We start from the raw sequence: 26,075 nt of genomic DNA, 5'->3' as shown, positions 1-26,075 counted from the left end.
TTAGCGCCTGGTAGCCAGCAGACCGATCAAAAAGCCTACGCCGGCAGCGATGCCGACGGACTGCCACGGGTTGGCCTGCACGTAGTCTTCCGTTGCAGTGATTGCCGCCTGGCCGCGCTCACGCAGGGAGTCTTCGGTCAACTGCAGGGTTTCGCGAGCCTTGAGCAGGCTTTCATGGATCCTGGTACGCAGCTCATCGGCCTGGTCACCGGCCAGGACGGCGGTGTCGTCGAGCAACCTTTCGGTATCGGCGACGAGGGTCTGAAAATCCGCCATCAGTATTTCTTGAGCAGTCTTTGCTGATTTACCGGCCATGGTTATCTCCGTGTGGCTGTTCTGTACGTGTGGTTTCGAGTCGCGGGGTTTGCCGAAGGTTCACTGCGATTGTGTGGTACCGCTTTTGCTTTGCCTTGGTGCGCACGCCCTGGGGCTGCGCTCAATCCGGGCGGTCGCAACGCAAGCCTTGAAAAACCTTACCCTAATTAACTCAAACTCGCGCAAATAGGTACCGCCCTTGGCGTCGCCGTCGCGCTGGTCGGCGACCTGCGGGTATATGGCGTGATCAAGCGCCTTTGCGGGCCGCGTTGGGCTTAGAATGGTGAGGTGTTTTCCATCCGAGTGCATTTGCCATGCTTGCTGAATGCCAGCTGTTCGGCACCCTGGGTTGCCATCTATGTGAAATTGCCGAAGCCGAAATCATGCCGCTCGTCGAGCACGGGTTGCTCGTGGAGCTGGTGGATATCACCGATCCCGACGACCTGACCGAGGTCTACGGCCTGCGGATTCCGGTGCTCAGGCGGGTGGACACGGGGGCTGAGTTGGACTGGCCGTTCGACACCGAGCAGGTGGTTGCCTTCCTGCGCTGACGTTTATGCGATGGCGAGTTTCCGAATATTACGTTACTGTATGTTTGTACAGCGATTGAATAGAGGGAACGCCCGTGGTGAATGTCGAACAACTGAAAAGCAGCGTCAATCGCATGTCCGCCGACATCGTGCGCGATGCGGTGAACGAGCTGCGCCTCGATGGCCTGGTCACGGAAGGCAAGACGCCCTTCAACAAGGTGCATTTCAACACCTGTTTCGCAGAAATCGAAGCGCTGTTCCAGCGTGCCGGTTATCACAAGCAGCTGGATGTGGTGGGCTATCAGGGCCTGCTCTACGCACTGTACGACCCGGGCCGTTGGGAGGCCGTGGACGTACTGCGCTGGCTCAAGGAGTTTACCGAGGCGGCGAGCGCTTCACCGGTTTTGCGCGTGCAACTGGCCAAGGTCTGAGATCTCTCCTAGGCTCAATCCCGCGCCATGCGGGATAATGCCCGCCTGTTTATTTCCAGGCTTTGAGCATCTGCATGTCCACTTCCGGTTTTTCCCCTTCACAGCACCAAGCCAGCACCTTGTACCTGCCGCCTGGTCCGTGGGCAACGGTGCTCGATTGCCTGTGCGAGCATTTCCCGGCGATTGCCCGTGAACAATGGCTGGACCGCATTGCCCGTGGCCGGGTGCTCGATGGCAATGGGCAGCCCATCAGCCTGGGTCTGGCTTACAAGGAAGGCCTGTGCATCCATTACTTTCGTGAAGTGCCCAACGAGAAAGTGATTCCCGTAGAGGAAACCATCCTGTACGCCGATGAGCATCTGGTGGTGGCCGACAAGCCGCATTTCCTGCCGGTGACCCCTGCGGGCGAGTATGTCGAGCAGACGCTGTTGCGCCGTTTGATCCGGCGCCTGGACAACCCCGCCCTGGTGCCCCTGCATCGCATTGACCGGCATACCGCAGGGCTGGTGCTGTTCTCGGCCAATCCCGCCACCCGCGCGGCTTATCAGCAACTGTTTCCCACGCGGCGTATCGATAAATTCTACGAAGCCATTGCCCCGGCCTTGCCTGACCTGACGTTCCCGCTGGTGCACAAGAGCCGGCTGGTGGACGGTGAGCCTTTCTTCCGCATGCAGGAAGGCCCCGGTGCCAGCAATACCGAAACGGCGGTGCAGGTGCGCGAAAAACACGGCGATCTATGGCGCTATGGCCTGTTCCCGGTCACCGGCAAGAAGCACCAGTTGCGTGTGCACATGACCGCGCTCGGCGCGAGTATCTGCAATGACCCGTTCTATCCCGAGGTGATCAAGGACGCCAAGGACGATTACGCCAACCCGCTCAAGTTGCTGGCCCAGGGCGTGCGTTTCATCGACCCGGTCAGCGGCCAGGAACGCAGCTTTCGCAGTGAACTCACCCTGGACTGGTAAGCGCCGCAAACGACAAGGCCCGCGCGAGGCGGGCCTTGTGGGCAAGCGTTAAGGCTTACAGGTCTTTAACGGTGCGAACCTGATCCTTGTTGATGCGGGTGCGCTTGCCGTCAAGCTGTTGGAATTCATAGAAGCCCGAATCTTCGTCAAATTTCGGGGTGTCGACGGCCTGGATTTCGCGACCGTCATTCAGGGTGATCACTGTCGGCGAGGCGCAACCGGCGAGGGTGGCGAGGCCCAGTGCAAGCATGAGAGCGGCGATGGTCCGTTGAGTCATGAGTTTGTCTCCGAGAGAATGCTTTTAAAATGCTGACCTTGTGACGTGTGCAACGCCGGCAAAGTTCCTGATGCAAGACTCATTCTGACACGCCAGGCCTTGTGTGCAACAGGTCCGGTGTATTGAGGTTGGCCAGGCGTAGGTCACCGGCCGCGTATTCCAGGCCCACGGCGCCCAGCTGCAGCAGGATTTTACGCGGGCTGCGTTCGCCAGCTTGCCAGGCCTGCTCCACCTGATCCTTCAAGGCGACAGGGATGATGCACAGCAAGGGTTCCCAGAACTCGCCATGGCGCACCATCACCGGAACCTGCCGGTTGAGTCGTGCTGTCGCACGCAGGTCGGCCAGCAATCGCCCATCGATTTGCGGCACATCACAGGGCAGGATCAGCAGATGCCCATGGCGTGCGGCGAAGAGTCCCGCGCGGATACCGGCAAGTGGTCCGGGAAAGTCCGCGCTGTCGTCGCTCACCAACTGATCGGCGTAGGCCGCATACCGCCCATGGTTGCGGTTGCACGAGATGATCAGGTCGTCCGTGAGCGGCCGTGCCAGGCGTTGCAGGTGCGCAATCAAGGGCTGGCCGTGCCACTCCAGCAGGCCTTTGTCCTGGCCACCCATGCGCTGGCCACGACCGCCGGCCAGCAACAGAATCGAGCAGGGTGGGGGTAAGGATTCAAGGGGCATGAGGGTTCCGCTGCGGCAGGTAAACAGAGGCTTGTGATATAACATCGGGCTGTTCCTTCGACAACCGGACCGTGCCATGAAAGCCAAGGCTGATGCGCCTTTCGTACCTCTGAATATCGCTGTATTGACCGTCAGCGACACCCGCACCCTGGACACCGACACCTCGGGCCAGGTCTTCGTCGACCGCCTGACCGCCGCCGGCCATACCCTGGCCGAGCGCGTGCTGCTCAAGGACGACCTTTACAAAATCCGCGCCCAGGTTGCCCACTGGATCGCCGAAGACGTGGTGCAGGTGGTGCTGATCACCGGCGGCACCGGCTTTACCGGCCGCGACAGCACACCCGAAGCGGTGAGCTGCCTGTTGGACAAGCAGGTCGATGGGTTTGGCGAGCTGTTCCGCCAGATCTCGGTGGCCGATATCGGCACCTCCACCGTGCAATCGCGCGCCCTGGCCGGCCTGGCCAATGGCACCCTGGTGTGCTGCCTGCCGGGCTCCACCAATGCCGTGCGCACCGGTTGGGACGGTATTCTGGCTGAACAATTGGACAACCGTCATCGGCCGTGCAATTTCGTGCCGCACCTGAAGCAGGCCCAGCCCTGTGAAACCCGTGGATAAGCCCGGCAAAACCGGCGCCTTGATGCCGGTGGAAGCGGCTTTGCAGCGTTTGCTGGACATGGCCGACGCCGCGCCGATCCGCGAGCACGAAACCGTGCGCCTGGCCGAGTGCGATGGCCGCGTATTGGCGCAGGACCTGGTCTCCACCCTCGACCTGCCACCCTGGCCCAACAGTGCCATGGATGGCTATGCCCTGCGCGTCTCAGACTGGGCCGGCGCGCCGTTGCCGGTCAGCCAGCGTATTTTCGCCGGCACTGCGCCTGAGCCGTTGTCGCCCGGCACCTGTGCACGCATCTTTACCGGGGCGCCGGTGCCTCAGGGTGCGGACTGCGTCGAAATGCAGGAAAACGCAACCGTTCACAGCGACGAGCGCGTGAGTTTCAGCGAGCCGTTGCAAGCGGGTCAGAACATCCGCCCGCAAGGCCAGGAAACCACGGTCGGCGAGTTGGTACTGGCCGCAGGTACGCGCCTGGGCCCGATTGAGCTGGGCCTGGCTGCTTCGCTTGGGCGTGATCGCCTCGAGGTGGCGCGACGTGCGCGGGTGGCTGTGCTGTCGACCGGCGATGAGCTGATCGAGCCTGGATTGCCCCTGGGGCCGGGCCAGATCTACAACAGCAACCGCCGCGTGCTGTGCAGTTGCCTGACGCGCATGGGCTGCGAAGTGATCGATGCTGGCATCCTGCCCGACGACCTGGAACAGACCCGCACGCGGTTGGCCGGATTGGGCAGCGTCGACTTGATTCTGTCCACGGGCGGAGTGTCGGTGGGCGAGGCGGATTTTTTGGGCATTGCCCTTCGTGAAGAGGGCGAGCTGGCGCTGTGGAAACTGGCGATCAAGCCGGGCAAGCCGCTGACCTTCGGGCATTTTCGTGGCGTACCGGTGATCGGCCTGCCCGGTAACCCCGCGTCGACCCTGGTGACGTTTGCGTTGTTGGCTCGGCCTTACCTGCTGCGCCGCCTGGGTGTGGAGGATGTGCAGCCATTGCGTTTCGACGTGCCGGCCGGGTTCGTCTGGGCCAGGCCCGGCAACCGTCGCGAGTACTTGCGCGGGCGCATCGAGCAGGGCAAAGCGATCATCTACCACAACCAGAGCTCCGGCGTGCTGCGCAGCGCGGCGTGGGCTGAAGGGTTTGTGGAAGTGGTGGAAGGGACCACGTTGGCCGTCGGCGACCGGGTCAATTTCATTCCCCTGAGCGAAGTTCTGAACTGACCTGGATCTGAATGTGGGAGGAGGCTTGCCTTAAGGCTTTTTGTAGGAGCGAGCTTGCTCGCGAAAAACTCACAGGCGCTGCGTTCATTCAGAAAGCACGCGTTATCGTTGAGGTTTTTCGCGAGCAAGAGCTAGGCGCCCCCCTCGCTCCTACAGACGGCGATGTACGCTTGACTGGCTGGTAGCTTGTGGATTACTCAGTAATCATCCCCACGCTCGGTGACATCGCGCTCCGCCGGCCCCGCATCGGGGTCGTACCCCACCGGGAACTTGCCCTTCAGCGTCCACGCGAACGCAATGATCTCCGCCACTGTGCGGTACAACTCCTCTGGAATACTGTCGCCCAGCTCCATGCGCGCCAGCAGCTTCACCAACTCGGCATTTTCATAGATGGGCACTTCGTTTTCCCGCGCCAGCTTGAGGATCGCTTCAGCCAGGGCCTCATCGCCCTTGGCGGTCAGGGTGGGCGCTTGTTGGCCATCGTACTTGAGGGCAATCGCCTGGCGGGGAGGGGCAGCGTTCTTCATGCGGTTTCATCCACCCAGCGTTGTTCCAGTCCGGTTTTTGGCCCGCGCGGCGGGCTGCCGAGGTGGCAATCCAGGTCGCCGACGTCAAGCCCGGATGCCACCAGGCGCTCGCGTAGGCTGCCCAGGTGATTTTCGATCAGGCTGGCGGTGAAGGCACGGGTGGCCCACAACTGGCTGGAGAGTTTGCCCTGGGTCAATTGCGCCTGCACCTGCAACGGCCCCAGCGGTTCCATATCGAACGCCAGTTCGACGCGCCAGAGCATGTGTTTGGCGTCTTTGCGGTCTTTGTGCTCGGGTTGCTCCTTGTCGGGCGCCGGCTCCTCGCGCTGGAACTTCACCTGCAATGGGACGATGTCCTGCAGGCTGCGCATCGGGATTTCCAGTTGCCAGGTGGTTTGCAGGCGGCCGTCAGCGGTGGTGCCGGTCTGTTCCAGGCTCGACAGCTGATGGCTCTGCAATCGGGCGATCGCCCCGGCGGCCAGGCGCAGCAGGTTTTCCAGGTCGCCTTCGCCTTCAAGCTTGGCCATCAGCCGCTCGGGCAGTGGAAAGCTGACCGGGGCCTGCCGCGCGCTGACCTGGCCCAGCGTATTCAGTGGGCTGCGCACAAAGTTGGGCAATACATGGGCCAGCGTGTTGGCCGCAAGAATGGCGTTCAGGTTGGTACTGGCGGGCAGGGCGGGCAGTAAGTCCGCGACAAGGCGCAGCAGTGCGCCCTTCATGTCCAGTGGCGGTATCTGGGGATTCTGCCCAGCGAGTAATCTGGCTTCCAGAAAGGCGCCGCTGTTCTGGATCACTTGAGCCAGGACTTTGGGGTTACTGACCTGTGCCAGGTCGGGCAATGCAGCGAGAAGACGGTCGGCGGCGGCGCGCAGGTCGGCGGACGTGCTGTCGCCACGGGGCAGGTTTTGCAGGGCGGTGAAGACCGCATCCAGGGAGCCCTGGCGACTTTGCTGGGTCGACAGTTGCTGGGTGACCGCCAATTGATCCTTGAGCCCGCTCAGCGGCACGAAATTGAGGGTCTGCGCGTTCTGCACCACTGCGCTGAGCAAACTGCCCACGCGCAGCGGTTGTGGGCTTTCCACCGTCAGTGTCGCGCCCGCCAAGGCGTTATTCAGCACCGTCACCAACGAACGATAAATCGCCGGTTGCGCCGTGCCCTGAGGCAGCATCTGGGTGGTCAGTACCTTGGCTTGCAACAGCGTACCTTCCGGGACCTTGGCGGTGTCGATGCGGGTGAGGGCAGCGATGTTGGCACTCAAGGCCTGTTGCAGGCTGAGGGTCAGGTTGCCCGCCGGCGTCTGGCTCACCGCCACATTGCTGCCCAAGGGCAAGGGCTGGGCGCTGCTGGCCTGCACCAGTGTCTGGCGGCCGCCGTCCAGGGTCAGCTTGAGCAGCAACTGAAAGGCTTCACCGCCTTGTTTAAGGGCAATGACTTCAGCATTCGCGGTTTTCCCAGGGTCGATCAGCCCGGTCTGCGGCTCCAGCAGTTTGAGCAGTGCCCCGGGCGCAGGCGCGGGGCTTTGCCCGGCTGACGGGGTGGGAGGAAGCGTAGGAAGGTTGATCTCGCCGGTCATGGTGCGCATCGTCTCTGGGGAAATTGCTCTCTCTAGCGTAGGGCATCGCATGTTAGCGTGGGGCATCGCATGTATAATGCCGCCCGTCTGCAAAGAGAGCGGTAAAAACCTCACAACTATTTGATCCAGCTCTCTAAAATCGGTCGCCAAAGCCGTTATTGTGCTCCTTTACTATAACGGCCGCTGCACCGCCGACTTGAACCGTAAAGGCCCGCGATCTCTTGACCAGCCCTCTTCTTGAAGCCCTAGCGCTCTCCTGCGAACGCGACCTGCGCCTGCTGTTCGAGCACCTCGACCTGCGCCTGGCGGGCGGTGACATGGTGCAGGTCAGCGGGCCCAACGGCAGCGGCAAGACCAGCCTGTTGCGCTTGCTGGCCGGGCTGATGCAGCCGACGGCCGGGGTTGTGCGCCTCAACGGCAAGCCTCTCGCCGAACAGCGCACAGAACTGGCGCGCAGTCTCGTGTGGATCGGTCATGCCGCCGGTATCAAGGACGTGCTCACGGCCGAAGAAAACCTCAGTTGGCTCAGCGCCCTGCATCACCGCGCCAGCCGTGACGCCATTTGGCAGGCCCTGGCTGCCGTGGGCCTGAAGGGCTTTGAAGATGTTCCCTGCCACACCCTGTCCGCCGGCCAGCAGCGCCGGGTGGCTCTGGCCCGTTTGTACCTGCCGGGCCCGCCGCTGTGGATCCTCGACGAACCCTTCACCGCGCTCGATAAACACGGTGTCGCCCAGCTCGAGGAGCACCTGGCGAGGCACTGTGAGCAGGGCGGTACGGTGCTGCTCACCACCCACCACAGCCTGACCCGCCTGCCCGCCGGTTACCGTGAGCTGGATCTGGGACGGTGGTCGGCATGAGCGTATTCGCCCTGTTGGTTGCCCGCGAAGCACGCCTGTTGTGTCGTCGTCCGGCCGAACTGGCCAACCCGCTGGTGTTCTTTGCCATCGTGATCGCCTTGTTCCCGTTGGCGGTCGGTCCCGAGACTAAACTGTTGCAAACCTTGTCCCCGGGACTGGTGTGGGTCGCGGCGCTTTTGTCCGTGCTGCTCTCGCTGGACGGGCTGTTTCGCAGTGATTTCGAGGACGGCTCCCTGGAACAGTGGGTCCTTTCGTCGCACCCGTTACCACTTCTGGTACTGGCCAAGGTGCTGGCACACTGGGCTTTTTCCGGCCTCGCGCTGGTCTTGCTTTCGCCGCTGCTGGCGCTGATGCTGGGCTTGCCCGTCGAATGCTTGCCGGTGCTGCTCCTGTCCTTGTTGCTCGGTACGCCGGTGCTCAGCCTGTTGGGGGCGGTGGGCGCAGCGTTGACCGTCGGTTTGAAGCGCGGCGGCCTGTTACTGGCCCTGCTGATTCTGCCTTTGTACATCCCGGTTCTGATCCTCGGCAGCGGTGCATTGCAGGCCGCGCTGATGGGGATGCCGGTAACCGGTTACCTCCTGTGGCTTGGCAGCCTGGCCGCCCTGGCGGTAACCCTGACACCCTTTGCCATAGCGGCCGGCCTGAAGATCAGCGTCGGCGAATAATGAGGTCTGGCCAGGCGTTACACGCTTGGCCAGTAAAGACCCTACGCTTCTTGCCATGACAAGAAGCAACCGTGAGAAACAGCAATGAACTGGACCTGGTTTCACAAGCTCGGCTCGCCCAAATGGTTCTATGGCATCAGCGGCAAACTGCTGCCGTGGTTGAGCGTCGCCGCGGTGCTGCTGATCGGCATCGGCCTGGTCTGGGGCCTGGCCTTTGCGCCACCGGACTATCAGCAGGGCAACAGCTTTCGCATCATTTATATCCATGTGCCCGCCGCCATGCTGGCGCAGTCCTGCTATGTGATGCTGGCGGTATGCGGCATCGTCGGCCTGGTGTGGAAGATGAAGCTCGCCGACGTCGCCCTGCAATGCGCCGCGCCCATCGGGGCGTGGATGACCGCCGTGGCGCTGGTGACCGGCGCGATCTGGGGCAAACCCACCTGGGGTTCGTGGTGGGTGTGGGATGCGCGGCTCACGTCGATGTTGATCCTGCTGTTCCTGTACTTCGGCCTGATCGCCCTGGGCAATGCGATCAGCAACCGCGACAGCGCCGCCAAGGCCTGCGCGGTGCTGGCGATTGTCGGCGTGATCAACATCCCGATCATCAAATACTCGGTCGAGTGGTGGAACACCCTGCACCAGGGCGCCACCTTCACCCTCACCGAAAAACCGGCAATGCCGGTAGAAATGTGGGCACCGCTGCTGCTGATGGTGCTGGGCTTCTACTGCTTCTTCGGTGCCGTGCTGCTGATGCGCATGCGCCTCGAAGTGCTCAAGCGTGAAGCCCGCGCCAGTTGGGTCAAGGCCCACGTGCAAGCCTGTCTGGGAGCGCGCGGATGAGTTTTGCTTCTTTCAGTGATTTTCTCGCCATGGGCCATCACGGCCTGTATGTCTGGACGGCCTATGGCATCTGCCTGGCGGTGCTGGCCCTCAACGTCGCCGCGCCGCTGCTGGCGCGCAAGCGTTACCTGCAACAAGAGGCGCGTCGTCTGCGCCGGGAGACCGAAAAGTGAATCCGCTGCGTAGAAAGCGTCTGTTGATCATTCTCGCCATCATGGCCGGCGTCGGCATTGCCGTGGGTCTGGCCTTGAGTGCCTTGCAGCAGAACATCAACCTGTTCTACACCCCGACCCAGATCGCCAATGGCGAAGCGCCGGTCGATACGCGCATCCGCGCCGGCGGCATGGTCGAAAAGGGCTCCTTGAAGCGTTCCGCAGACTCCCTGGATGTAAGCTTCGTGGTCACCGACTTCAGCAAATCCGTGACCATCACCTACCGTGGCATCCTCCCGGACCTGTTCCGCGAAGGCCAGGGCATCGTCGCCCTGGGCAAGCTCAACGCCAGTGGCGTGGTGGTGGCCGATGAAGTGCTGGCCAAGCACGATGAAAAATACATGCCGCCGGAGGTGACCAAAGCCCTCAAGGACAGCGGCCAATCCGCTCCAACCCCTGCCAAGGAGGGCTGAGTCATGAACGCCGCTTTGTTTATTCCCGAACTCGGCCAGTTGGCGATGATCCTCGCCCTGTGCTTTGCCATCGTCCAGGCCGTGGTGCCGTTGCTCGGTGCCTGGCGCGGTGACCGCCTGTGGATGAGCCTGGCGCAGCCGGCCGCCTGGGGGCAGTTTGCGTTCCTGCTGTTCGCCTTCGGTTGCCTGACCTACGCATTCATGACCGACGACTTTTCCGTCGCCTATGTCGCCAATAACTCCAACAGTGCACTGCCCTGGTACTACAAGTTCAGCGCCGTGTGGGGCGCCCACGAAGGTTCGCTGCTGCTGTGGGCGCTGATCCTCGGTGGCTGGACCTTCGCCGTGTCGGTGTTCTCCCGCCAGTTGCCGCAGGTCATGCTGGCGCGGGTGCTGGCGGTGATGGGCATGATCAGCATCGGTTTTTTGCTGTTCCTGATCATGACGTCCAACCCGTTCAGCCGCATCCTGCCGCAGATCCCCGTGGACGGGCATGACCTCAACCCACTGCTGCAAGACATCGGTCTGATCGTGCACCCGCCGATGCTCTACATGGGCTATGTCGGCTTTTCCGTGGCCTTTGCCTTCGCCATCGCCGCCTTGCTCGGCGGGCGTCTCGATGCGGCCTGGGCGCGCTGGTCGCGGCCATGGACCATCGTCGCCTGGGCCTTCCTCGGCATTGGTATCACCCTCGGTTCATGGTGGGCTTATTACGAGCTCGGCTGGGGCGGCTGGTGGTTCTGGGACCCGGTGGAAAACGCCTCCTTCATGCCCTGGCTGGTCGGCACCGCGCTGATTCATTCGCTGGCCGTCACCGAAAAACGCGGCGTGTTCAAGAGCTGGACCGTGTTGCTGGCCATCGCGGCATTTTCCCTCAGCCTGCTCGGCACGTTCCTGGTGCGTTCGGGCGTACTGACGTCGGTGCATGCGTTTGCTTCCGACCCTGCGCGCGGCGTATTCATCCTGATCTTCCTGCTGTTTGTCGTCGGCGGTTCGCTGACCCTGTTCGCCCTGCGCGCGCCAGTGGTCAAGAGCCAGGTCGGCTTTAACCTGTGGTCGCGGGAAACCTTGCTGCTGGGTAACAACCTGGTGCTGGTGGTGGCGGCGTCGATGATTCTGCTCGGCACCCTCTACCCCCTGGTGCTGGATGCCTTGAGCGGCGCCAAGCTGTCCGTCGGCCCGCCGTACTTCAACGCCTTGTTCATTCCGTTGATGGGCCTGTTGATGGTGGTGATGGCGGTCGGTGTGCTGGTGCGCTGGAAAGACACCCCGGTGAAATGGCTGGCCGGCATGCTGATGCCGGTGCTGCTGGGCAGTGTGGCCCTGGCTGTGATCGCCGGGGTTGCCTACGGCGACTTCAACTGGGCGGTGCTCGCCACCTTCCTGCTCGCCGCCTGGGTGTTGCTGGCCGGCGTGCGCGATATCGCCGACAAGACCCGCCACAAGGGCCTGATCAAAGGCCTGCCGACCCTGACCCGCAGCTACTGGGGCATGCAGATCGCCCATATCGGCATCGCCGTCTGCGCCCTGGGCGTGGTGTTGTCGAGCCAGAACAGCGCCGAGCGCGACCTGCGCCTGGCGCCCGGCGAGTCCATGGACCTGGGCGGTTACCAGTTCATCTTCGAAGGCGCCAGGCACTTTGAAGGACCGAATTTCACGTCAGACAAAGGCACCGTACGCGTGGTGCGCAACGGTAAGGAAATCGCCGTGCTACACCCGGAAAAACGCCTGTACACCGTGCAGAGTTCGATGATGACCGAGGCGGGCATCGATGCCGGTTTCACCCGTGACCTTTACGTGGCGTTGGGTGAGCCCCTGGGCGATGGCGCCTGGGCAGTGCGCGTGCATGTCAAACCGTTCGTGCGCTGGATCTGGTTCGGCGGCTTGCTGACCGGGTTGGGTGGTTTGCTCGCGGCGCTGGACCGGCGGTATCGGGTCAAGGTCAAGAGCCGGGTGCGTGAAGCCCTCGGCATGGGAGCGGCGGTATGAAGCGTGGATTGATGGTGTTGCCGCTGGCAGCGTTCCTGGTGGTGGCAGTGTTCCTCTATCGCGGCTTGTACCTGGACCCGGCCGAGTTGCCGTCGGCCATGATCGGCAAGCCGTTCCCGGAATTCTCGCTGCCCACGGTGCAGGGCGACAAGCAACTGACCCGCACCGACCTGCTGGGCAAGCCGGCGCTGGTCAACGTGTGGGGCACCTGGTGCATCTCCTGCCGCGTCGAACACCCGGTGTTGAACAAACTCGCTGAGAAAGGCGTGGTGATCTATGGCATCAACTACAAGGACGACAATGCAGCAGCCTTGAAGTGGCTGGCCGAATTTCACAACCCGTACCAGCTGGATATTCGCGATGAAGACGGCAACCTCGGCCTGAACCTCGGCGTCTATGGCGCTCCGGAAACCTTCTTTATCGACGCTAAAGGCGTGATCCGCGACAAGTACGTCGGCGTGATCGACGAGGTGGTGTGGCGCGAGCAACTGGCTGCCAAGTACCAGGCGCTGGTCGACGAGGCCAAACCATGAAGCGTCTGTTAGTCGCAGCTGTACTGGCGCTGGGCCTGGCCGGTGTGGCCCACGCCGCCATCGACACCTACGAATTTGCCAATGACGGTGATCGCGAGCGTTTCCGCGAGCTGACCAAGGAACTGCGCTGCCCCAAATGCCAGAACCAGGACATCGCCGACTCCAACGCGCCCATCGCCGCCGACCTGCGCAAGGAAATCTTCCGCATGCTGGGGGAGGGCAAGGACAACCAGCAGATCATCGACTTCATGGTCGACCGCTACGGTGATTTTGTGCGCTATAAACCGGCGCTTACCGGCAAGACCGCGCTGCTCTGGTTCGGCCCCGCCGGGCTGCTGCTGACCGGCGTGGTGGTGATGGCCGTCATTGTGCGTCGTCGCCGCGCCGCACCTGCCGATGGCAGCGACGCGCTGTCCCCCGAAGAGCGTAAACGCCTCGACCAACTGCTGGACACCAAGACCGATGATTGATTTCTGGCTCGCAGCCGGCCTGCTGCTGTTGATTGCCCTGAGTTTCCTGTTGATCCCTGTGCTGCGCGGCCGTCGTGCCCAGCGCGAGGAGGATCGCACCGCGCTGAACGTGGCGTTGTACCAAGAGCGCGTCGCCGAACTGCAAGTGCAGCGCGACGACGGCGTCCTGGATGCGGCGCAACTCGATACCGGCCGTGCCGAAGCTGCGCGTGAGTTGCTGGCCGATACCGAAGGCGTAGAAAAACCGCGCGAATCACGCCTGGGCAAGCCGCTGCCAGTGTTGGCGGCGTTTCTCGTGCCGGTGCTGGGCGTTGCGCTGTACCTGCATTACGGGGCGAGCGACAAGGTCGAGCTGACCCGCGAATTCTCCCAGCCGCCGGTGTCGATGGCCGACATGACGCAACGCCTGGAACGTGCCGCAGTGGCCCAACCGGATTCAGCTGAAGGCCTGTACTTCCTGGGCCGCGCCTACATGGCCCAGGATCGCTCCGCCGATGCCGCCAAGGTGTTTGAACGCAGCGTTGCATTGGCCGGTCGCCAGCCCGAGTTGCTCGGGCAGTGGGCCCAGGCGCAGTATTTTGCCGACAGCAAACAGTGGTCGCCCAAGGTTCAGGCGCTGACCGACGAAGCCCTGAAGCTTGATCCAAAGGAAGTCACCAGCCTCGGCCTGCTCGGTATTGCCGCCTTTGAAGGTCAGCGCTATCAGGAGGCTATCGACTACTGGAATCGTCTGTTGGCGCAACTGCCGCCCGACGACAATTCCCGTGTGGCGCTGCAAGGCGGTATCGATCGCGCTGCGCAAAAGCTCCGGGAGAGCGGCGGCACTGTTGCGCAAAAGGCGGTGCTGAAAGTGCGCGTGGACCTGTCCGCCGACGTGAAAGCCAAGGCCCTGCCGGGTGACAGCGTGTTTATCTTCGCCCGCGCCGTCAGCGGCCCGCCTGCGCCGCTCGCGGCCAAACGGGTCACCGTTGCCGAACTGCCTGTCACCGTGGAACTGAGCGATGCCGACGCGATGATGCCGCAGTTGAAACTGTCCAACTTCCCTGAAGTCCAACTGGTTGCGCGCATATCCCGGGCAGGTGTTCCAACCGCTGGCGAGTGGATCGGCCGCAGCCAACCCTTGGCCAGCAGCATGACTGCGCTGCAGCAGCTGACCATCGACAGTCCGGATAAGTAATTGGAGGAAAGGCCCATGAACGCATTTGCACGTATGACCCTGCTCAGCCTCGTCGTGGGGCTGAGCGCCTGTGCGGTTCACCGGCCACCTCCGGGCCCCACCGGCCCGACCATCCCGCCATCGGGCCCGTCGACCCAGCCCGACACCAAACCCTCCGGCCCGGTAACCCCGCCGCCAAAACCGCTGCCGAGCAAATCGCCGACCTTCGCCCCACCCCCAGGCGCCGCCAGCCACTGGGACGGCAAGATGCAGGTGTACGTCCTCGACGACCAGCCCGACACGTTCTACCGCCAGCGCACCTACTACCGCTGGAGCAACGGCTGGAGCCGCTCCATCAGCCCGAACGGGCCGTGGGAAGAGACCAGCGTGCAAGGCGTGCCGCCTGGATTGAGCAAGCAATACGCGCAATGACAAAAGGCGACCTTCGGGTCGCCTTTTTCTTGCCTCTGATTGATCGTTCCCACGCTCGGCGTGGGAATGCATCCCGTGACGCTCCGCGTCACCAGTGCGCAAAAAGCAGGACGCGGAGCGTCCAGAGCGGCATTCCCACGCGGAGCGTGGGAACGATCTTGTTATCAAGCTACAGGACACTCCCGGTTCAACGCCTCATTCACCAACAACTGTGCAATTTCCATCATCTGCACGACCGCCAGCACCTGCTTGCGGCCTGAGCCATCCAGATGCTCGGCGCAGTCGTACGCACAGACTGTCGCCGACTCCAGCATTTCGCTGGCATTGCTTAACGCCGCTTCGGTGCCGAGGCCGGGTCGGACGGTGAAGATGAGGTTGGGTGAGGTTTGTGAAAGGTCATCCGAGTGGAATGATGGGGGATTTGGCGTAACTTTTTTCATGCGGTCAGTCTCCATTCAGTTGGAGCTCACCACGTCCGCGACCAAGCAGAAGGGTGGCGAGCTGTACGCAGGTTGGTCGACCAGGGAATGGAAACCCGGCAGGGCCCTGAGCCCTCCCGCGCACAGCCCGCCATAACGCGAGCACAAGAATGCCGCTTGCGCGGCACTGTGCGCCATTCTAACCCAGGCGACCAAGCCTGATCGCTGATGAGCAGCGACTGCGAGAGGCTAACGGTGCGTTATAGCAACTGCAAGCCACGCAGATCGTAGGAAAGTTCCTGGCTGGCTCAAGCGTTGCGCCGTTTTGATCGTTCCCACGCTCCGCGTGGGAATGCATCCCGTGACGCTCCGCGTCACCAGTGCGCAAAAAGCAGGACGCGGAGCGTCCAGAGCGGCATTCCCACGCGGAGCGTGGGAATGATCCTGGCTGGCTCAGCCGTTGCGCCGTCTGAGTGCTGACGAGTAAGCAGCGCAGCCATCCACCGCTGTCACCGCTCACCCTTTCCCGGTAAGGTGACCACCGCCGGCCTGGTTGCCGGGCAATCGCTGGATATACTCTGCGGTACCAGGCAAACCGGGCCAGGGCCAACCCGTGCGAAAACAAGCAAAGAGAGTGGTGTGATGGCAGGCAGGTTGATCTATCTCATCGGACCCTCAGGTTCGGGCAAGGACAGCCTGCTGGATGCCGCACGCCCCCGGTTGGCCGAGCGTGGCTGCCGCATTGTGCGCCGCGTGATTACGCGCTCGGCGGAAGCGGTGGGCGAGGCGGCGCAAGGCGTGAGCCCGGCGCAGTTTGCAGCGATGCAGGCGCAGGGCGCGTTTGCCCTCAGTTGGCAGGCCAATGGGTTGTCCTACGGCATTCCCAAGGAGATTGACGAGTGGCTGGCGGCCGGGGAGGACGTGCTGGTCAACGGCTCGCGCGCGTACCTGGTGCAAACCCGTGAGCGTTATCCGACGCTGCTGGTACTGCTGCTGACCGTTGATCAAGCCGTACTGCGCCAGCGCCTGGTCGCGCGCGGGCGTGAGGCCCTGGCGGACATCGAGGAACGTCTGGCGCGCAACGCGCAGTTCACCGAGGCGCTGATCGCCGCCAATGGCGCGGGTTTGTTCGTGCTGGATAACTCCGGCCCGCTGGAACATACGGTCGCCCGTTTGCTGTGTTGCCTGGACCACGCGCACTCGGCTTGAGCCTGAAGCGGCGCCGAACCTCTCATCAATATCCGGTAAAACAACCGTCAGTCAGGCTTGGCCATTCTGTGCTTGAATAAATATAACTCCAGGGTTACTTTTATTCGGTCCGAGCCAAGGAGGCGACGGTGCAAAGCAGGCTATTGATCAAGGCGTTGCTGGAAGCGGGCTGGGTGTTGGATCGGGTTACCGGCAGCCATCACCTTTTCACCCACCGCTATAACCCGCACACGATACCGGTGCCGCATCCGAAGAAGGATCTGCCTATGGGCACCGTCAGAAGCATCAGGAAACGCGCCGGGCTGTTTCAGTTTTAAGGAGAGCATGCATGCAATACCCAATCTGTATCGAATGGGGCGATGACTTCACCGCCACCGGTATCCAGATCCCCGATATTCCGGGCGCCGTCACCGCCGGGGACAGTTTCGAAGAGGCCTACAACGCGGCCGTGGAAGTGGCGCACCTCATGCTGCAGGAGATTGCCGCAGAGGGCGGGGTGATTCCAATGCCAACCTCGGTTGCCACTCATCACGCCCATGAAGACTACGCCGGTATGGGCTGGGGCATGTTGGAGCTGGATATCTCGCCCTATCTGGGCAAGACCGAGAAGGTCAATGTGACCTTGCCCGGTTATGTGATCCAACGCATCGACCGTTACGTGCGTGAACACAACGTCAAAAGCCGCTCGTCATTTCTGGCGGATGCGGCTTTGGAGAAGTTGGTGCGTTCTTAAGCGTTGGCGACCGCTACCTGCCGAGACGCACTGAGGAACCGCAACAACGCCACCAGCGGGAATGCACTGCCCACCAGCATCACGCCCAGCCAACCGCCGTGTTCGTACACGCTGCTGGCAATCGCCGAGCCGAAGGCACCGCCAATGAAGATGCTGGTCATGTACAGCGCGTTCAGGCGGCTGCGACTATGGGCGTCGAGGGCGTAGACGGCACGCTGGCCGAGGACCATGTTCATCTGCACGCAGAAGTCCAGCACGACGCCCGTTACCGCCAGGCCGATCACGCTGTACAGCGGGTGCACGAAGGCCGGCAGGAAACTCAGCGCGCCCAGCAGCATCGCCAGCAACGAGGCGCGGCGGGTGTGACCGGCATCGGCCAGCCGCCCGGCGATAGGCGCGGCGATGGCACCGATGGCACCGACCAGGGCGAAGATCGCGATCTGGGTCTGGCTGAGGCCGTGGTTGCGCACCAGTTCCAGTGGCGCGGCGGTCCAGAACAGGCTGAACGCGGCAAACATGCAACCTTGATAAAACGCACGCTGGCGTAACACCGGCTGCTCACGCAGCAAGGTACCCAGCGAACCCAGCAACTGGCCGTAACTGGCGCTGTGCGTCGGTTGGCGCTTGGGAATGGTCAGCATCAACACCACACTGATAAACGCCATCAATGCCGCCGCCGCCATGAACATCGCCCGCCAGCCAAAGTGGTCCGCCACCACGCTGGACACCGGTCGCGCCAGCAGAATGCCCAGCAGCAGGCCGCCCATGATGCTGCCGACCACCCGGCCACGGGATTCGGCAGGCGCCAGGTGTGCGGCCAACGGGATCAGGATCTGCACCGACACCGAACTGAAGCCGATCAGCAGTGACACCAGCAAAAACAGGTTGGGCTGCTCGGTGAACGCGGCGCCCAACAGGCTGGCGATGGCCACCACCGTGGTGATGATCATCAGCCTGCGATTTTCCAGCAGGTCCCCCAGCGGCACCAGGAAGAACAGGCCCAGGGCGTAGCCGATCTGCGTGAGCGACACGATCAGGCTGGCCATTGCCGGCGTGAGGCCGATGTCCGGCGCGATCAGTTCGATAATCGGCTGCGCGTAGTAGATGTTGGCGACGATGGCGCCGCAGCAAAACGCAAACAGCATGACCATGCCTCGGGTCATGGTGCCGGCAGCGTGGGGGGTAGCATTCATGGGGTTCTCATGCAGGCGAAGGACGATGGGATGAGAGAGTAAAGACATCGGCCGGCGCTGAGTAGGCCGCTTGTGGTGATAACTGTCATGCCGCGAAATAATGATTCAACGCCAAACCAATGTGGGAGGGGGCTTGCCCCCGATAGCGGAGGGTCAGTCAATATATGCTGACTGACCCACCGCCATCGGGGGCAAGCCCCCTCCCACAGTTCTGACTGTGTTTATTCAGCCCGAACGTTTATTGGCCGGTGTAAATCTGGTCAAACACCCCGCCATCGTTGAAGTGGGTTTTCTGCACGGTGCGCCAGTCACCAAAGGTCTTCTCCACCGACAGGAAGTCGACTTTCGGGAAACGGTCGGTGTACTTGGCCAGCATGTTCGGGTCACGCGGGCGCAGGTAGTTGTTGGCGGCGATTTCCTGGCCTTGCGGCGACCACAGGTACTTCAGGTAGTCTTCGGCGGCGGCGCGGGTGCCTTTCTTCTCGACCACTTTGTCCACCACCGACACCGGCGGCTCGGCCTCGGCGGACACGCTTGGGTAGATCACTTCGAACTGATCACGACCGAATTCACGGGCGATCATTTCCGCTTCGTTCTCAAAGGTCACCAGCACGTCGCCGATCTGGTTGGTCATGAAGGTGGTCGTCGCGGCCCGGCCACCGGTGTCGAGTACCGGCGCTTGTTTGAACAGCTTGCCGACAAAGGCCTTGGCTTTTTCTTCGTCGCCGCCGTTCTTCAGCACATAGCCCCAGGCCGACAGGTAGGTGTAGCGGCCGTTACCCGAGGTCTTCGGGTTGGGTACGATCACTTGCACGCCGTCCTTGAGCAGATCCGGCCAATCTTTCAGGGCTTTCGGGTTGCCCTTGCGCACGATAAAGACAGTGGCCGAGGTGAACGGCGCACTGTTGTTCGGCAGGCGGGTGACCCAGTTGTCCGGTACGAGCTTGCCGTTGTCGGCCAGGGCGTTGATGTCGGTCGCCATGTTCATGGTAATCACGTCCGCCGGCAGGCCGTCGATCACCGAGCGCGCTTGTTTGCTGGAGCCGCCGAAGGACATCTGCAGGGTCAGCTTGTCATTCGGGTGCTCGGCGTCCCAATGCTTCTGGAAGGCGGCGTTGTAGTCTTTGTAGAAATCACGCATCACGTCGTAGGAGACGTTGAGCAGAGTGACCGGAGCCGCCTGGACGGCGCCGGCCAGGGCCAGGCCGGCGGCCAGGAGGGAGGCGCTGAGGATGTTTTTCACTGCTCATTCCTTGTTGTTCGAGAGAAGGGGGGAGGCACAATGCCAGCGACTATAGCCGGGGCTGCATAGTCGCTTAAAGATTAAAAAGAACTTTGCTTATTCCACTTTCTTAAACAGGTTGCTGCCACAGCGTGAACAAAACGCCGCATTCGGCTCGTGGCTGTTCTTCTTGCACACCGGACAATCGGTCTGCAGCTGTTCACCGCGCATGGCACTGGCCAGCTCGGCGGTGAATATCCCGGTCGGCACGGCAATAATCGAGTAGCCGGTAATCATCACCAGCGAGGAAATCACCTGGCCCAGCGGGGTCTTGGGCACGATATCGCCAAAGCCCACGGTGGTGAGCGTCACGATCGCCCAATAGATGCCCTTGGGAATGCTGGTAAACCCGTGCTCCGGGCCCTCGATCACGTACATCAGGGTGCCGAACACTGTCACCAGGGTGCACACGCTGACCAGGAACACCACGATCTTCTGTTTGCTGCCGCGCAGCGCCGCCATCAGGTAGTTGGCCTGCTTGAGGTAAGGACTGAGCTTGAGGACGCGGAAGATCCGCAGCATGCGGATGATGCGGATAATCAGCAGGTACTGCGCGTCGCTGTAGTACAACGCGAGGATGCCGGGCACGATGGCGAGCAGATCCACCAGCCCGTAAAAACTGAAGGCGTAGCGCAAGGGCTTGGGCGAGCAGTACAGGCGCAGGCCGTACTCGATGGCGAAGATCAGCGTGAAGCCCCACTCGATATAGGCCAGCACGTCAGCGTAGTTCTGGTGAATTTCGTCGATGCTGTCGAGCATCACGATCACCAGGCTGGCGAGGATGATCAACAACAGGATGCCGTCAAAGCGCCGCCCGGCGACGGTGTCGCTTTGGAAAACCATCACGTAGAGCCGCTGGCGCCAGTCGTTGTTGCTGTCCATAAATCCCGCTCGAATTGAATATCGGCAAAGCCTAGGGGGATTCGTACGGACTGTCCATGCGCGGCTTGCGCAGTATTCGCTGGCTGGCGCGCACCAGCCAGCAGGTCAGAATGAAGGGCGCCGTCAGCGCCGGCAGGTGCAGGGCGGCGAAGCCGGGGGTGAGCATGATTGCCAGGACGATGCCGATCAGCGGCAACCAGGGCTCGCGGCGCGCCTGGCTCAGTGCCAGGGCGGCGAGCGCCGGGTTATAGCTGTGCAGGCCGAGCAGGGCGCCGCTGGTTTCGCCCAGCAGCAAGGCGACCGGCACGCCGGCGATGGCGCCGCTGAGTGCCCATAAGGCGGCGCGCCGATCAGCCAGCAGCAGGCCGAGCGCAATCAAGGCTCCGGCCAGGGGCTGGTCCAACAGCATCACTTGCGCCAGGCCGGTGAATGGCGCAGCGATTACCGTCAGGGGCTCGGGCTCGCTCAGGGCCAAGGTCGCGGGCGCGATGTTGCCCAGCGACAACCAGCCCAGGCCGACAAAGGGTGTGGTGTAGGCGGGCAGATCCTGGGGGTGGGCGGCGTATTTCGACCACTGCCGCACCAGCATTGCGCTCAAGCCGCCACAGGCCAGGATCAGCGGCACCACCAGGGCCGACCAGGCGAGGTGCTGGCTGATCAACACGCCCAGCAATACGCCGTTGTAGCTGTACAGCCCGGCCTGGCGTTCAGCCTTGGGGTAGCCTCGGCGCTGCGCCGTGAGCAAGCCTGCGACGCCACCCAGCAATGCGCCGCCGAGCAACCCCGGCGCGCCGATCAGGATCGCCAACAGGCACAGCAGGCCGCACAGCGGATGGCGCTGGAGAAAGATCTGGCTGAAGCCGTTGAGCAGGGCTTCGGCCCAGTCGGGGCAGGTTGGATTGTGCATGGCAACTCCCTGTAGGAGCGAGCTTGCTCGCGAAAAACCTAAAGGCGCCGCGTGCATTCAGGATGCCTGCGTCAGCGTTGACGTTCTTCGCGAGCAAGCTCGCTCCTACAGTAGGGTTTCGATACGCAAGGAATTGGTCGACCCCAACTGCCCAAATGGCACCCCCGCAGTAATCACCAACGTATCCCCACGCTGCGCCATGCCCTGAGCCTGGGCGATCTCAAGCGCGGTGGAACACACCTCATCCACCTGCCGAAGCCGATCATTGACCACCGAGTGCACCCCCCACGCCACGCTCAAGCGCCGCGCCGTGGACAGGTTTGGCGTGAGCGTGAGGATCGGCGCCACCGGCCGCTCCCGTGCCGCGCGCAGGCTGGAGGCGCCCGACTCGCTGTAGTTCACCAGCACCGCCACCGGCAGGATGCTGCTGATGCGGCGGATCGCGCAGCTGATGGCGTCCGACACCGTGGCATCCGCCCCGGGCCGGCTGACATCCAGCTGGGCCTGGTAATCCGGGCCGTTTTCCACCTGGCGGATGATCTTGCTCATCATCTGCACGGCTTCCAGCGGGTATTCGCCCGAGGCCGTTTCGGCCGACAGCATCAGCGCATCCGCCCCTTCGGCCACCGCATTGGCCACGTCGGTGACTTCGGCGCGGGTCGGTGCCGGAGAGAAACGCATGGACTCGAGCATCTGGGTCGCCACCACCACCGGTTTACCCAGTTGGCGGCAGGTCTTGATGATGTCCTTCTGGATGTGCGGCACGCTTTCGGCCGGCACTTCCACGCCCAGGTCGCCGCGGGCCACCATGATCGCATCACTCAATTCGGCGATTTCGCGCAGTTGTTGCACCGCCGAGGGCTTCTCGATCTTGGCCATCAGGAAGGCCCGGTCGCCGATCAGTGCGCGAGCTTCGCGGATATCTTCCGGGCGCTGCACGAACGACAGCGCCACCCAGTCCACGCCCAGCTCCAGGCCGAAGCTCAGGTCGCGACGGTCCTTGGCGGTCAGCGGGCTGAGTTGCAACAGTGCCTGGGGCACATTCACACCTTTGCGGTCGGACAGCTCGCCACCATTGAGCACGGTGGTGTCGATGGCGTCGGCGTGCCGGGTGATGACGCGCAGGCGCAGCTTGCCGTCGTCCAGCAACAGGTCCATGCCGGGCTCCAGTGCCGCGATGATTTCCGGGTGGGGCAGGTTGACCCGGCGTTGATCGCCCGGTGTTTCATCCAGGTCCAGGCGCAGCGCCTGGCCGCGCACCAGTTGCACCTTGCCCTCGGCAAAGCGCCCGACGCGCAGCTTGGGCCCTTGCAGGTCCATGAGGATGCCCAGCGGGTAATTCAGTTGGCGCTCTACCTGGCGAATCCACTCATAGCGCTGCGCGTGATCGGCGTGGTCGCCGTGGCTGAAATTGAGGCGAAAGATGTTCACCCCGGCCTGCACCAGCTCGCGGATGTTATCGATCCCAGCGGTGGCCGGGCCCAGGGTGGCGAGGATTTTGACCTTCTTGTCAGGCGTCATGTTTGGCGGTCTCAAGGATCAGGATGGCGCGGAAGTCGTTGACGTTGGTGCGGGTCGGCTCGGTGACGATCAAATCGCCCAGGGCGGCGAAATAGCCGTAGCCGTTGTTGTTATCCAACTCGTCGCTGGCGCTCAGGCCCAGGGCTTCGGCACGGCGGTAGCTGCACGGGGTCATGAGCGCGCCGGCGTTGTCTTCCGAGCCGTCGATGCCATCGGTGTCGCCGGCCAGGGCGTAGACGCCGGGCAGGCCCTTGAGGCTGTCGGTGAGGCTGAGCAAAAATTCCGCGTTGCGCCCGCCACAGCCATTGCCGCGCACGGTGACGGTGGTTTCGCCGCCGGAGAGGATCACGCACGGCGCCGCCAACGGCTGGCCGTGCTGCACGATTTGCCGGGCGATGCCGGCGTGCACCTTGGCCACCTCGCGCGCCTCACCTTCGAGGTCGCCGAGGATCAGCGGGCTGAAACCGGCCTGGCGCACTTTAACCGCCACCGCTTCCAGGGATTGCTGCGGCCGGGCGATCAATTGGAAGTGGCTGCGCGCCAGCAGCGGGTCGCCGGGTTTGACGGTTTCCGAGGCGGGGTCTTGCAGCCAACTGCGCACCGAGGCCGGGATGTCGATGCCGTAGCGCTTGAGGATCGCCAGGGCCTGTTGCGAGGTGCTGGGGTCGCCGACGGTGGGGCCGGAAGCGATTACCGTGGCCAGGTCGCCCGGCACATCGGAAATGGCGTAGGTGTAGACCGTGGCGGGCCAGGCGGCCTTCGCCAACCGACCACCCTTGATCGCCGACAGATGCTTGCGCACGCAGTTCATCTCGCCAATGGTGGCGCCGGACTTGAGCAGGGCTTTGTTAAGGCTTTGCTTGTCGGCCAGGGTGATGCCGTCGGCGGGCAGGGCGAGCAAGGCGGAGCCGCCACCGGAGAGCAGGAAGATCACGCGATCGTGTTCGTTCAGGTCACTGATCAGGTCCAGCACGCGTTTGGCCACGGCCAGGCCGGCAGCGTCGGGCACGGGATGCGCGGCCTCGACCACTTCGATTTTCTTGCACGGTGCACCGTGGCCGTAGCGGGTGACGACCAGGCCGCTGACCTCGCCCTGCCAGCAGTGCTCCACGACCAGCGCCATGGCGGCGGCGGCCTTGCCGGCGCCGATCACGATCACACGGCCGCTGCGGTCGGCGGGCAGGTAAGGTTCAAGGACTTGCCGGGGGTGGGCGGCGTCGATGGCTGTGGCAAACAGCTCGCGAAGCAGGTGTTGCGGATCGACCGACATAAGCGGGCTCCGGGGAATCTTGTTATTAGGGATGCAACAGTCCAGCTATGAAATGAGGGGCAAATGTGGGAGGGGGCTTGCCCCCCTCCCACACGGATTTGCATTTCATTGCAGCTTATTTATCGCGAATCGAGAAATTCGCCATATGCTCCAGGCCCTTGATCAGCGCCGAGTGGTCCCAGTTGCCGCCACCAAGCGCGGCGCAGGTGCTGAACACTTGCTGGGTGCCGGCGGTGTTCGGCAGGTTGATCCCCAACTCCTTGGCCCCGGCCAGGGCCAGGTTCAAGTCCTTCTGGTGCAGGTTGATACGGAAACCCGGGTCGAAGGTGCCCTTGATCATGCGTTCGCCATGCACTTCGAGAATTTTCGACGACGCAAAGCCGCCCATCAGCGCTTCACGCACCTTGGCCGGGTCCGCGCCATTTTTCGAGGCGAACAGCAGCGCTTCGGCCACCGCCTGGATATTCAGCGCGACAATGATCTGGTTGGCGACCTTGGCGGTCTGGCCATCGCCGTTGCCGCCGACCAGGGTGATGTTCTTGCCCATGGCCTGGAACAGCGGCAGGGCGCGCTCGAAGGTCTGCGGCTCGCCACCGATCATGATGCTCAGCGTGCCGGCCTTGGCGCCGACTTCACCACCGGACACCGGGGCATCCAGGTACTGCGCGCCGGTCTCGTTGACCTTGGCCGCGAACGCCTTGGTGGCGGTGGGGGAGATCGAACTCATGTCGATCACCACTTTATGGGGCGACAGCCCGGCGGCCACGCCGTCAGCCCGGAACAGCACGTCTTCGACCTGAGGGGTATCCGGCACCATCACGATAATGAACTCGGCTTCCTGGGCCACTTGCTGCGGGTTGGCCAGCGCCACCGCGCCGGCAGCGATCAGCTCGGCGGGCGCGTTGCCGTGATGCTCGGAAAGAAACAATTGATGCCCTGCTTTCTGCAGGTTGGCGGCCATGGGTTGGCCCATGATGCCGGTGCCGATAAATCCGATTTTAGCCATTTATGAGGTCCTCTTTTTTATTCGGTAGGCAAACGTGTTTGAGGTCTGCCAGACACAGCGGTCCAATGTGGGAGGGGGCTTGCCCCCCGATTGCGGTGTGTCAGGTGTAGGTGATGTGACTGAACCACTGCTATCGGGGGCAAGCCCCCTCCCACATAAGCTGCCGGTGCCTGTTAGATGGCGTTATGGGTTTTGAGCCAACCCAAACCCGCTTCGGTAGTGGTCAACGGCTTGTATTCACAGCCAACCCAACCCGCATACCCGATGCGGTCCAGATGCTCGAACAGGAACCGGTAATTGATCTCTCCCGTCCCCGGCTCATTACGCCCTGGGTTGTCCGCCAGCTGGATATGGTTGATGACCCCCAGGTGCGTCGCCATGGTCCGGGCCAAATCGCCTTCCATGATTTGCATGTGATAGATGTCGTACTGCAGGAACAGATTGTCACTGCCCACCTGCTCGCGAATCGACAGGGCCTGGGCGGTGTTGTTCAGGTAGAACCCGGGGATGTCGCGGGTGTTGATCATCTCCATCACCAGCTTGATGCCCGCCGCCTGCAACGCGTTGGCGGCGTACTTGAGGTTGGCGACGAAAGTCTTTTCCACGGTTTCGTCATCCACGCCTTGCGGCGCAATACCCGCCAGGCAGTTGACCTGGGTATTGCCCAGCACCTGGGCGTAGGCGATGGCCAGCTTGACCCCGGCGCGGAATTCTTCCACCCGGTCGGGGTGGCAGGCCAGGCCGCGCTCGCCTTTGGTCCAGTCCCCGGCGGGCAGGTTGAACAGCACCTGGGTCAGACCGTTGGCGTCGAGCTGCGCCTTGATGTCGGCTGAACTGAACTCATACGGGAACAGGTATTCCACACCTTCGAAGCCCGCATCGGCGGCCGCTTTGAAGCGGGCAAGGAATTCCTGTTCGGTAAACAGCATGGACAGGTTGGCGGCAAAGCGCGGCATAGG

At 62.8% G+C, this 26,075-nt stretch carries 32 protein-coding genes; 18 read left to right on the top strand and 14 right to left on the bottom strand.

Translation table 11 applies throughout. The annotated features are described in order from the left end of the window. Positions 1–315 (bottom strand): ElaB/YgaM/YqjD family protein, encoded by a 315-nt coding sequence (locus tag J1G34_RS01660; protein ID WP_065885163.1) that lies wholly within the window; start codon positions 313–315, stop codon positions 1–3. Between the two features lie 314 nt (positions 316–629). Between J1G34_RS01660 and J1G34_RS01655 the strand changes: the two genes are divergently transcribed. The 3 genes from J1G34_RS01655 to J1G34_RS01645 all read left to right on the top strand — a co-directional run bounded on the left by J1G34_RS01655 (position 630) and on the right by J1G34_RS01645 (position 2,241). Beyond that, positions 630–866 carry a glutaredoxin family protein gene (locus J1G34_RS01655; protein ID WP_065885165.1) on the top strand — a complete coding sequence of 79 codons (237 nt, stop codon included), beginning with the start codon at positions 630–632 and terminating at the stop codon, positions 864–866. A gap of 74 nt (positions 867–940) precedes the next feature. Further along, the gene (locus tag J1G34_RS01650; RefSeq protein WP_065894749.1) at positions 941–1,276 is read left to right on the top strand and encodes a transcriptional regulator; all 336 of its coding nucleotides are present in this window, start codon (positions 941–943) and stop codon (positions 1,274–1,276) included. Between the two features lie 74 nt (positions 1,277–1,350). Further along, complete coding sequence (locus J1G34_RS01645; RefSeq protein WP_065894750.1) at positions 1,351–2,241, top strand: pseudouridine synthase; 891 nt, start codon at positions 1,351–1,353, stop codon at positions 2,239–2,241. 55 nt (positions 2,242–2,296) lie between these two features. On the opposite strand, the gene J1G34_RS01640 is transcribed toward J1G34_RS01645, so the two are convergent. Beyond that, positions 2,297–2,518, bottom strand: coding sequence for a YgdI/YgdR family lipoprotein (locus tag J1G34_RS01640; RefSeq protein WP_005786486.1), 222 nt, complete (start codon positions 2,516–2,518; stop codon positions 2,297–2,299). 79 nt (positions 2,519–2,597) lie between these two features. Further along, positions 2,598–3,200, bottom strand: a complete 603-nt coding sequence (gene mobA / locus J1G34_RS01635) for a molybdenum cofactor guanylyltransferase MobA (protein ID WP_222993131.1) — start codon at positions 3,198–3,200, stop codon at positions 2,598–2,600. Between the two features lie 76 nt (positions 3,201–3,276). Between mobA and moaB the strand changes: the two genes are divergently transcribed. Further along, entirely contained in the window at positions 3,277–3,816 is a 540-nt protein-coding gene (moaB, locus tag J1G34_RS01630; protein WP_065885168.1) for a molybdenum cofactor biosynthesis protein B, read from the top strand. After that, positions 3,800–5,026 carry a molybdopterin molybdotransferase MoeA gene (locus tag J1G34_RS01625; RefSeq protein ID WP_222993129.1) on the top strand — a complete coding sequence of 409 codons (1,227 nt, stop codon included), beginning with the start codon at positions 3,800–3,802 and terminating at the stop codon, positions 5,024–5,026. Before moaB ends, J1G34_RS01625 begins: the two co-directional genes overlap by 17 nt. A gap of 197 nt (positions 5,027–5,223) precedes the next feature. On the opposite strand, the gene J1G34_RS01620 is transcribed toward J1G34_RS01625, so the two are convergent. Both J1G34_RS01620 and fliK read right to left on the bottom strand, forming a co-directional pair. After that, on the bottom strand, positions 5,224–5,553 hold the full coding sequence (locus J1G34_RS01620) for an EscU/YscU/HrcU family type III secretion system export apparatus switch protein (protein ID WP_222993127.1): 330 nt from the start codon (positions 5,551–5,553) through the stop codon (positions 5,224–5,226). After that, positions 5,550–7,127 carry a flagellar hook-length control protein FliK gene (fliK, locus tag J1G34_RS01615; RefSeq protein ID WP_065894810.1) on the bottom strand — a complete coding sequence of 526 codons (1,578 nt, stop codon included), beginning with the start codon at positions 7,125–7,127 and terminating at the stop codon, positions 5,550–5,552. The genes J1G34_RS01620 and fliK overlap by 4 nt, the downstream gene beginning before the upstream one ends. 221 nt (positions 7,128–7,348) lie before the next feature. Here fliK and ccmA point away from each other — a divergent pair, with 221 nt between their 5' ends. The 10 genes from ccmA (at position 7,349) to J1G34_RS01565 (ending at position 14,694) form a co-directional block, all read left to right on the top strand. Beyond that, positions 7,349–7,984, top strand: coding sequence for a cytochrome c biogenesis heme-transporting ATPase CcmA (ccmA, locus tag J1G34_RS01610; RefSeq protein WP_065894753.1), 636 nt, complete (start codon positions 7,349–7,351; stop codon positions 7,982–7,984). Further along, the gene (gene ccmB / locus J1G34_RS01605; protein ID WP_065885198.1) at positions 7,981–8,649 is read left to right on the top strand and encodes a heme exporter protein CcmB; all 669 of its coding nucleotides are present in this window, start codon (positions 7,981–7,983) and stop codon (positions 8,647–8,649) included. The genes ccmA and ccmB overlap by 4 nt, the downstream gene beginning before the upstream one ends. Positions 8,650–8,733: 84 nt before the next feature. Continuing rightward, a complete protein-coding gene (locus tag J1G34_RS01600; protein ID WP_065898047.1) occupies positions 8,734–9,489 on the top strand; it encodes a heme ABC transporter permease in 756 nt (251 codons plus the stop codon). Continuing rightward, entirely contained in the window at positions 9,486–9,662 is a 177-nt protein-coding gene (ccmD, locus tag J1G34_RS01595; RefSeq protein WP_065885174.1) for a heme exporter protein CcmD, read from the top strand. Before J1G34_RS01600 ends, ccmD begins: the two co-directional genes overlap by 4 nt. Next, on the top strand, positions 9,659–10,114 hold the full coding sequence (gene ccmE / locus J1G34_RS01590) for a cytochrome c maturation protein CcmE (protein WP_065894757.1): 456 nt from the start codon (positions 9,659–9,661) through the stop codon (positions 10,112–10,114). The genes ccmD and ccmE overlap by 4 nt, the downstream gene beginning before the upstream one ends. Before the next feature lie 3 nt (positions 10,115–10,117). Continuing rightward, complete coding sequence (locus tag J1G34_RS01585; protein WP_065894758.1) at positions 10,118–12,103, top strand: heme lyase CcmF/NrfE family subunit; 1,986 nt, start codon at positions 10,118–10,120, stop codon at positions 12,101–12,103. Next, a complete protein-coding gene (locus J1G34_RS01580) occupies positions 12,100–12,636 on the top strand; it encodes a DsbE family thiol:disulfide interchange protein (protein ID WP_222993125.1) in 537 nt (178 codons plus the stop codon). The genes J1G34_RS01585 and J1G34_RS01580 overlap by 4 nt, the downstream gene beginning before the upstream one ends. Further along, complete coding sequence (locus J1G34_RS01575) at positions 12,633–13,106, top strand: cytochrome c-type biogenesis protein (protein WP_057722736.1); 474 nt, start codon at positions 12,633–12,635, stop codon at positions 13,104–13,106. Before J1G34_RS01580 ends, J1G34_RS01575 begins: the two co-directional genes overlap by 4 nt. Beyond that, positions 13,099–14,283, top strand: a complete 1,185-nt coding sequence (gene ccmI, locus J1G34_RS01570; protein WP_128875630.1) for a c-type cytochrome biogenesis protein CcmI — start codon at positions 13,099–13,101, stop codon at positions 14,281–14,283. Before J1G34_RS01575 ends, ccmI begins: the two co-directional genes overlap by 8 nt. 15 nt (positions 14,284–14,298) lie before the next feature. Further along, positions 14,299–14,694, top strand: a complete 396-nt coding sequence (locus tag J1G34_RS01565) for a hypothetical protein (protein ID WP_065898045.1) — start codon at positions 14,299–14,301, stop codon at positions 14,692–14,694. A 164-nt stretch (positions 14,695–14,858) separates the two neighbouring features. On the opposite strand, the gene J1G34_RS01560 is transcribed toward J1G34_RS01565, so the two are convergent. Then, positions 14,859–15,134 (bottom strand): DUF6124 family protein, encoded by a 276-nt coding sequence (locus J1G34_RS01560; RefSeq protein ID WP_065898044.1) that lies wholly within the window; start codon positions 15,132–15,134, stop codon positions 14,859–14,861. Between the two features lie 621 nt (positions 15,135–15,755). On the opposite strand from J1G34_RS01560, the gene phnN reads away from it, so the two are divergent. From phnN to J1G34_RS01545, 3 genes are all read left to right on the top strand, one after another. Then, positions 15,756–16,322 (top strand): phosphonate metabolism protein/1,5-bisphosphokinase (PRPP-forming) PhnN, encoded by a 567-nt coding sequence (gene phnN / locus J1G34_RS01555; protein WP_222993123.1) that lies wholly within the window; start codon positions 15,756–15,758, stop codon positions 16,320–16,322. 128 nt (positions 16,323–16,450) lie between these two features. Continuing rightward, entirely contained in the window at positions 16,451–16,639 is a 189-nt protein-coding gene (locus J1G34_RS01550; RefSeq protein ID WP_222993121.1) for a type II toxin-antitoxin system HicA family toxin, read from the top strand. Positions 16,640–16,650: 11 nt separating this feature from the next. Beyond that, positions 16,651–17,055: a type II toxin-antitoxin system HicB family antitoxin gene (locus J1G34_RS01545; RefSeq protein WP_065894766.1), complete on the top strand. Its 405-nt coding sequence runs from the start codon at positions 16,651–16,653 to the stop codon at positions 17,053–17,055. Here J1G34_RS01545 and J1G34_RS01540 read toward each other — a convergent pair. From J1G34_RS01540 to hyi, 8 genes are all read right to left on the bottom strand, one after another. Beyond that, entirely contained in the window at positions 17,052–18,248 is a 1,197-nt protein-coding gene (locus J1G34_RS01540; RefSeq protein ID WP_222993119.1) for an MFS transporter, read from the bottom strand. The genes J1G34_RS01545 and J1G34_RS01540 overlap by 4 nt on opposite strands. 238 nt (positions 18,249–18,486) lie before the next feature. Beyond that, the gene (locus tag J1G34_RS01535; RefSeq protein ID WP_222993116.1) at positions 18,487–19,491 is read right to left on the bottom strand and encodes a sulfate ABC transporter substrate-binding protein; all 1,005 of its coding nucleotides are present in this window, start codon (positions 19,489–19,491) and stop codon (positions 18,487–18,489) included. Positions 19,492–19,587: 96 nt separating this feature from the next. Beyond that, a complete protein-coding gene (locus tag J1G34_RS01530; protein ID WP_065885187.1) occupies positions 19,588–20,412 on the bottom strand; it encodes an ion transporter in 825 nt (274 codons plus the stop codon). Positions 20,413–20,443: 31 nt separating this feature from the next. Then, positions 20,444–21,319, bottom strand: a complete 876-nt coding sequence (locus J1G34_RS01525; protein ID WP_222993114.1) for an urea transporter — start codon at positions 21,317–21,319, stop codon at positions 20,444–20,446. Positions 21,320–21,424: 105 nt separating this feature from the next. Continuing rightward, a complete protein-coding gene (pyk, locus tag J1G34_RS01520) occupies positions 21,425–22,840 on the bottom strand; it encodes a pyruvate kinase (protein WP_222993112.1) in 1,416 nt (471 codons plus the stop codon). Next, positions 22,830–24,110: a glycerate kinase type-2 family protein gene (locus J1G34_RS01515; protein ID WP_222993111.1), complete on the bottom strand. Its 1,281-nt coding sequence runs from the start codon at positions 24,108–24,110 to the stop codon at positions 22,830–22,832. Before J1G34_RS01515 ends, pyk begins: the two co-directional genes overlap by 11 nt. Positions 24,111–24,225: 115 nt before the next feature. Further along, complete coding sequence (locus tag J1G34_RS01510) at positions 24,226–25,116, bottom strand: 2-hydroxy-3-oxopropionate reductase (protein WP_065894777.1); 891 nt, start codon at positions 25,114–25,116, stop codon at positions 24,226–24,228. Positions 25,117–25,289: 173 nt separating this feature from the next. After that, positions 25,290–26,072, bottom strand: coding sequence for a hydroxypyruvate isomerase (gene hyi, locus J1G34_RS01505; RefSeq protein WP_222993110.1), 783 nt, complete (start codon positions 26,070–26,072; stop codon positions 25,290–25,292). Between the last annotated feature and the right edge of the window lie 3 nt (positions 26,073–26,075).

The sequence above is a fragment of the Pseudomonas sp. Wu6 genome, assembly GCF_019891515.1.
Taxonomy (GTDB): domain Bacteria; phylum Pseudomonadota; class Gammaproteobacteria; order Pseudomonadales; family Pseudomonadaceae; genus Aquipseudomonas; species Aquipseudomonas orientalis_A.
Note: the sequence above shows the minus strand (reverse complement) of the source record. Positions and strands in the feature narration are given on the sequence as shown.

Bases quoted from the DNA above. Each gene is read 5' to 3' on its own strand.
- ccmD (WP_065885174.1), top strand. From the start codon at position 9,486: ATGAGTTTTGCTTCTTTCAGTGATTTTCTCGCCATGGGCCATCACGGC.
- J1G34_RS01540 (WP_222993119.1), bottom strand. From the start codon at position 18,248: ATGAATGCTACCCCCCACGCTGCCGGCACCATGACCCGAGGCATGGTC.
- moaB (WP_065885168.1), top strand. From the start codon at position 3,277: ATGAAAGCCAAGGCTGATGCGCCTTTCGTACCTCTGAATATCGCTGTA.
- J1G34_RS01600 (WP_065898047.1), top strand. From the start codon at position 8,734: ATGAACTGGACCTGGTTTCACAAGCTCGGCTCGCCCAAATGGTTCTAT.
- J1G34_RS01655 (WP_065885165.1), top strand. From the start codon at position 630: ATGCTTGCTGAATGCCAGCTGTTCGGCACCCTGGGTTGCCATCTATGT.
- J1G34_RS01645 (WP_065894750.1), top strand. From the start codon at position 1,351: ATGTCCACTTCCGGTTTTTCCCCTTCACAGCACCAAGCCAGCACCTTG.
- phnN (WP_222993123.1), top strand. From the start codon at position 15,756: ATGGCAGGCAGGTTGATCTATCTCATCGGACCCTCAGGTTCGGGCAAG.
- J1G34_RS01620 (WP_222993127.1), bottom strand. From the start codon at position 5,553: ATGAAGAACGCTGCCCCTCCCCGCCAGGCGATTGCCCTCAAGTACGAT.
- hyi (WP_222993110.1), bottom strand. From the start codon at position 26,072: ATGCCGCGCTTTGCCGCCAACCTGTCCATGCTGTTTACCGAACAGGAA.
- J1G34_RS01565 (WP_065898045.1), top strand. From the start codon at position 14,299: ATGAACGCATTTGCACGTATGACCCTGCTCAGCCTCGTCGTGGGGCTG.
- J1G34_RS01525 (WP_222993114.1), bottom strand. From the start codon at position 21,319: ATGCACAATCCAACCTGCCCCGACTGGGCCGAAGCCCTGCTCAACGGC.
- J1G34_RS01510 (WP_065894777.1), bottom strand. From the start codon at position 25,116: ATGGCTAAAATCGGATTTATCGGCACCGGCATCATGGGCCAACCCATG.
- J1G34_RS01640 (WP_005786486.1), bottom strand. From the start codon at position 2,518: ATGACTCAACGGACCATCGCCGCTCTCATGCTTGCACTGGGCCTCGCC.
- mobA (WP_222993131.1), bottom strand. From the start codon at position 3,200: ATGCCCCTTGAATCCTTACCCCCACCCTGCTCGATTCTGTTGCTGGCC.
- J1G34_RS01585 (WP_065894758.1), top strand. From the start codon at position 10,118: ATGAACGCCGCTTTGTTTATTCCCGAACTCGGCCAGTTGGCGATGATC.
- J1G34_RS01660 (WP_065885163.1), bottom strand. From the start codon at position 315: ATGGCCGGTAAATCAGCAAAGACTGCTCAAGAAATACTGATGGCGGAT.
- ccmB (WP_065885198.1), top strand. From the start codon at position 7,981: ATGAGCGTATTCGCCCTGTTGGTTGCCCGCGAAGCACGCCTGTTGTGT.
- J1G34_RS01545 (WP_065894766.1), top strand. From the start codon at position 16,651: ATGCAATACCCAATCTGTATCGAATGGGGCGATGACTTCACCGCCACC.
- J1G34_RS01580 (WP_222993125.1), top strand. From the start codon at position 12,100: ATGAAGCGTGGATTGATGGTGTTGCCGCTGGCAGCGTTCCTGGTGGTG.
- pyk (WP_222993112.1), bottom strand. From the start codon at position 22,840: ATGACGCCTGACAAGAAGGTCAAAATCCTCGCCACCCTGGGCCCGGCC.
- J1G34_RS01515 (WP_222993111.1), bottom strand. From the start codon at position 24,110: ATGTCGGTCGATCCGCAACACCTGCTTCGCGAGCTGTTTGCCACAGCC.
- fliK (WP_065894810.1), bottom strand. From the start codon at position 7,127: ATGACCGGCGAGATCAACCTTCCTACGCTTCCTCCCACCCCGTCAGCC.
- J1G34_RS01530 (WP_065885187.1), bottom strand. From the start codon at position 20,412: ATGGACAGCAACAACGACTGGCGCCAGCGGCTCTACGTGATGGTTTTC.
- ccmI (WP_128875630.1), top strand. From the start codon at position 13,099: ATGATTGATTTCTGGCTCGCAGCCGGCCTGCTGCTGTTGATTGCCCTG.
- J1G34_RS01560 (WP_065898044.1), bottom strand. From the start codon at position 15,134: ATGAAAAAAGTTACGCCAAATCCCCCATCATTCCACTCGGATGACCTT.
- J1G34_RS01575 (WP_057722736.1), top strand. From the start codon at position 12,633: ATGAAGCGTCTGTTAGTCGCAGCTGTACTGGCGCTGGGCCTGGCCGGT.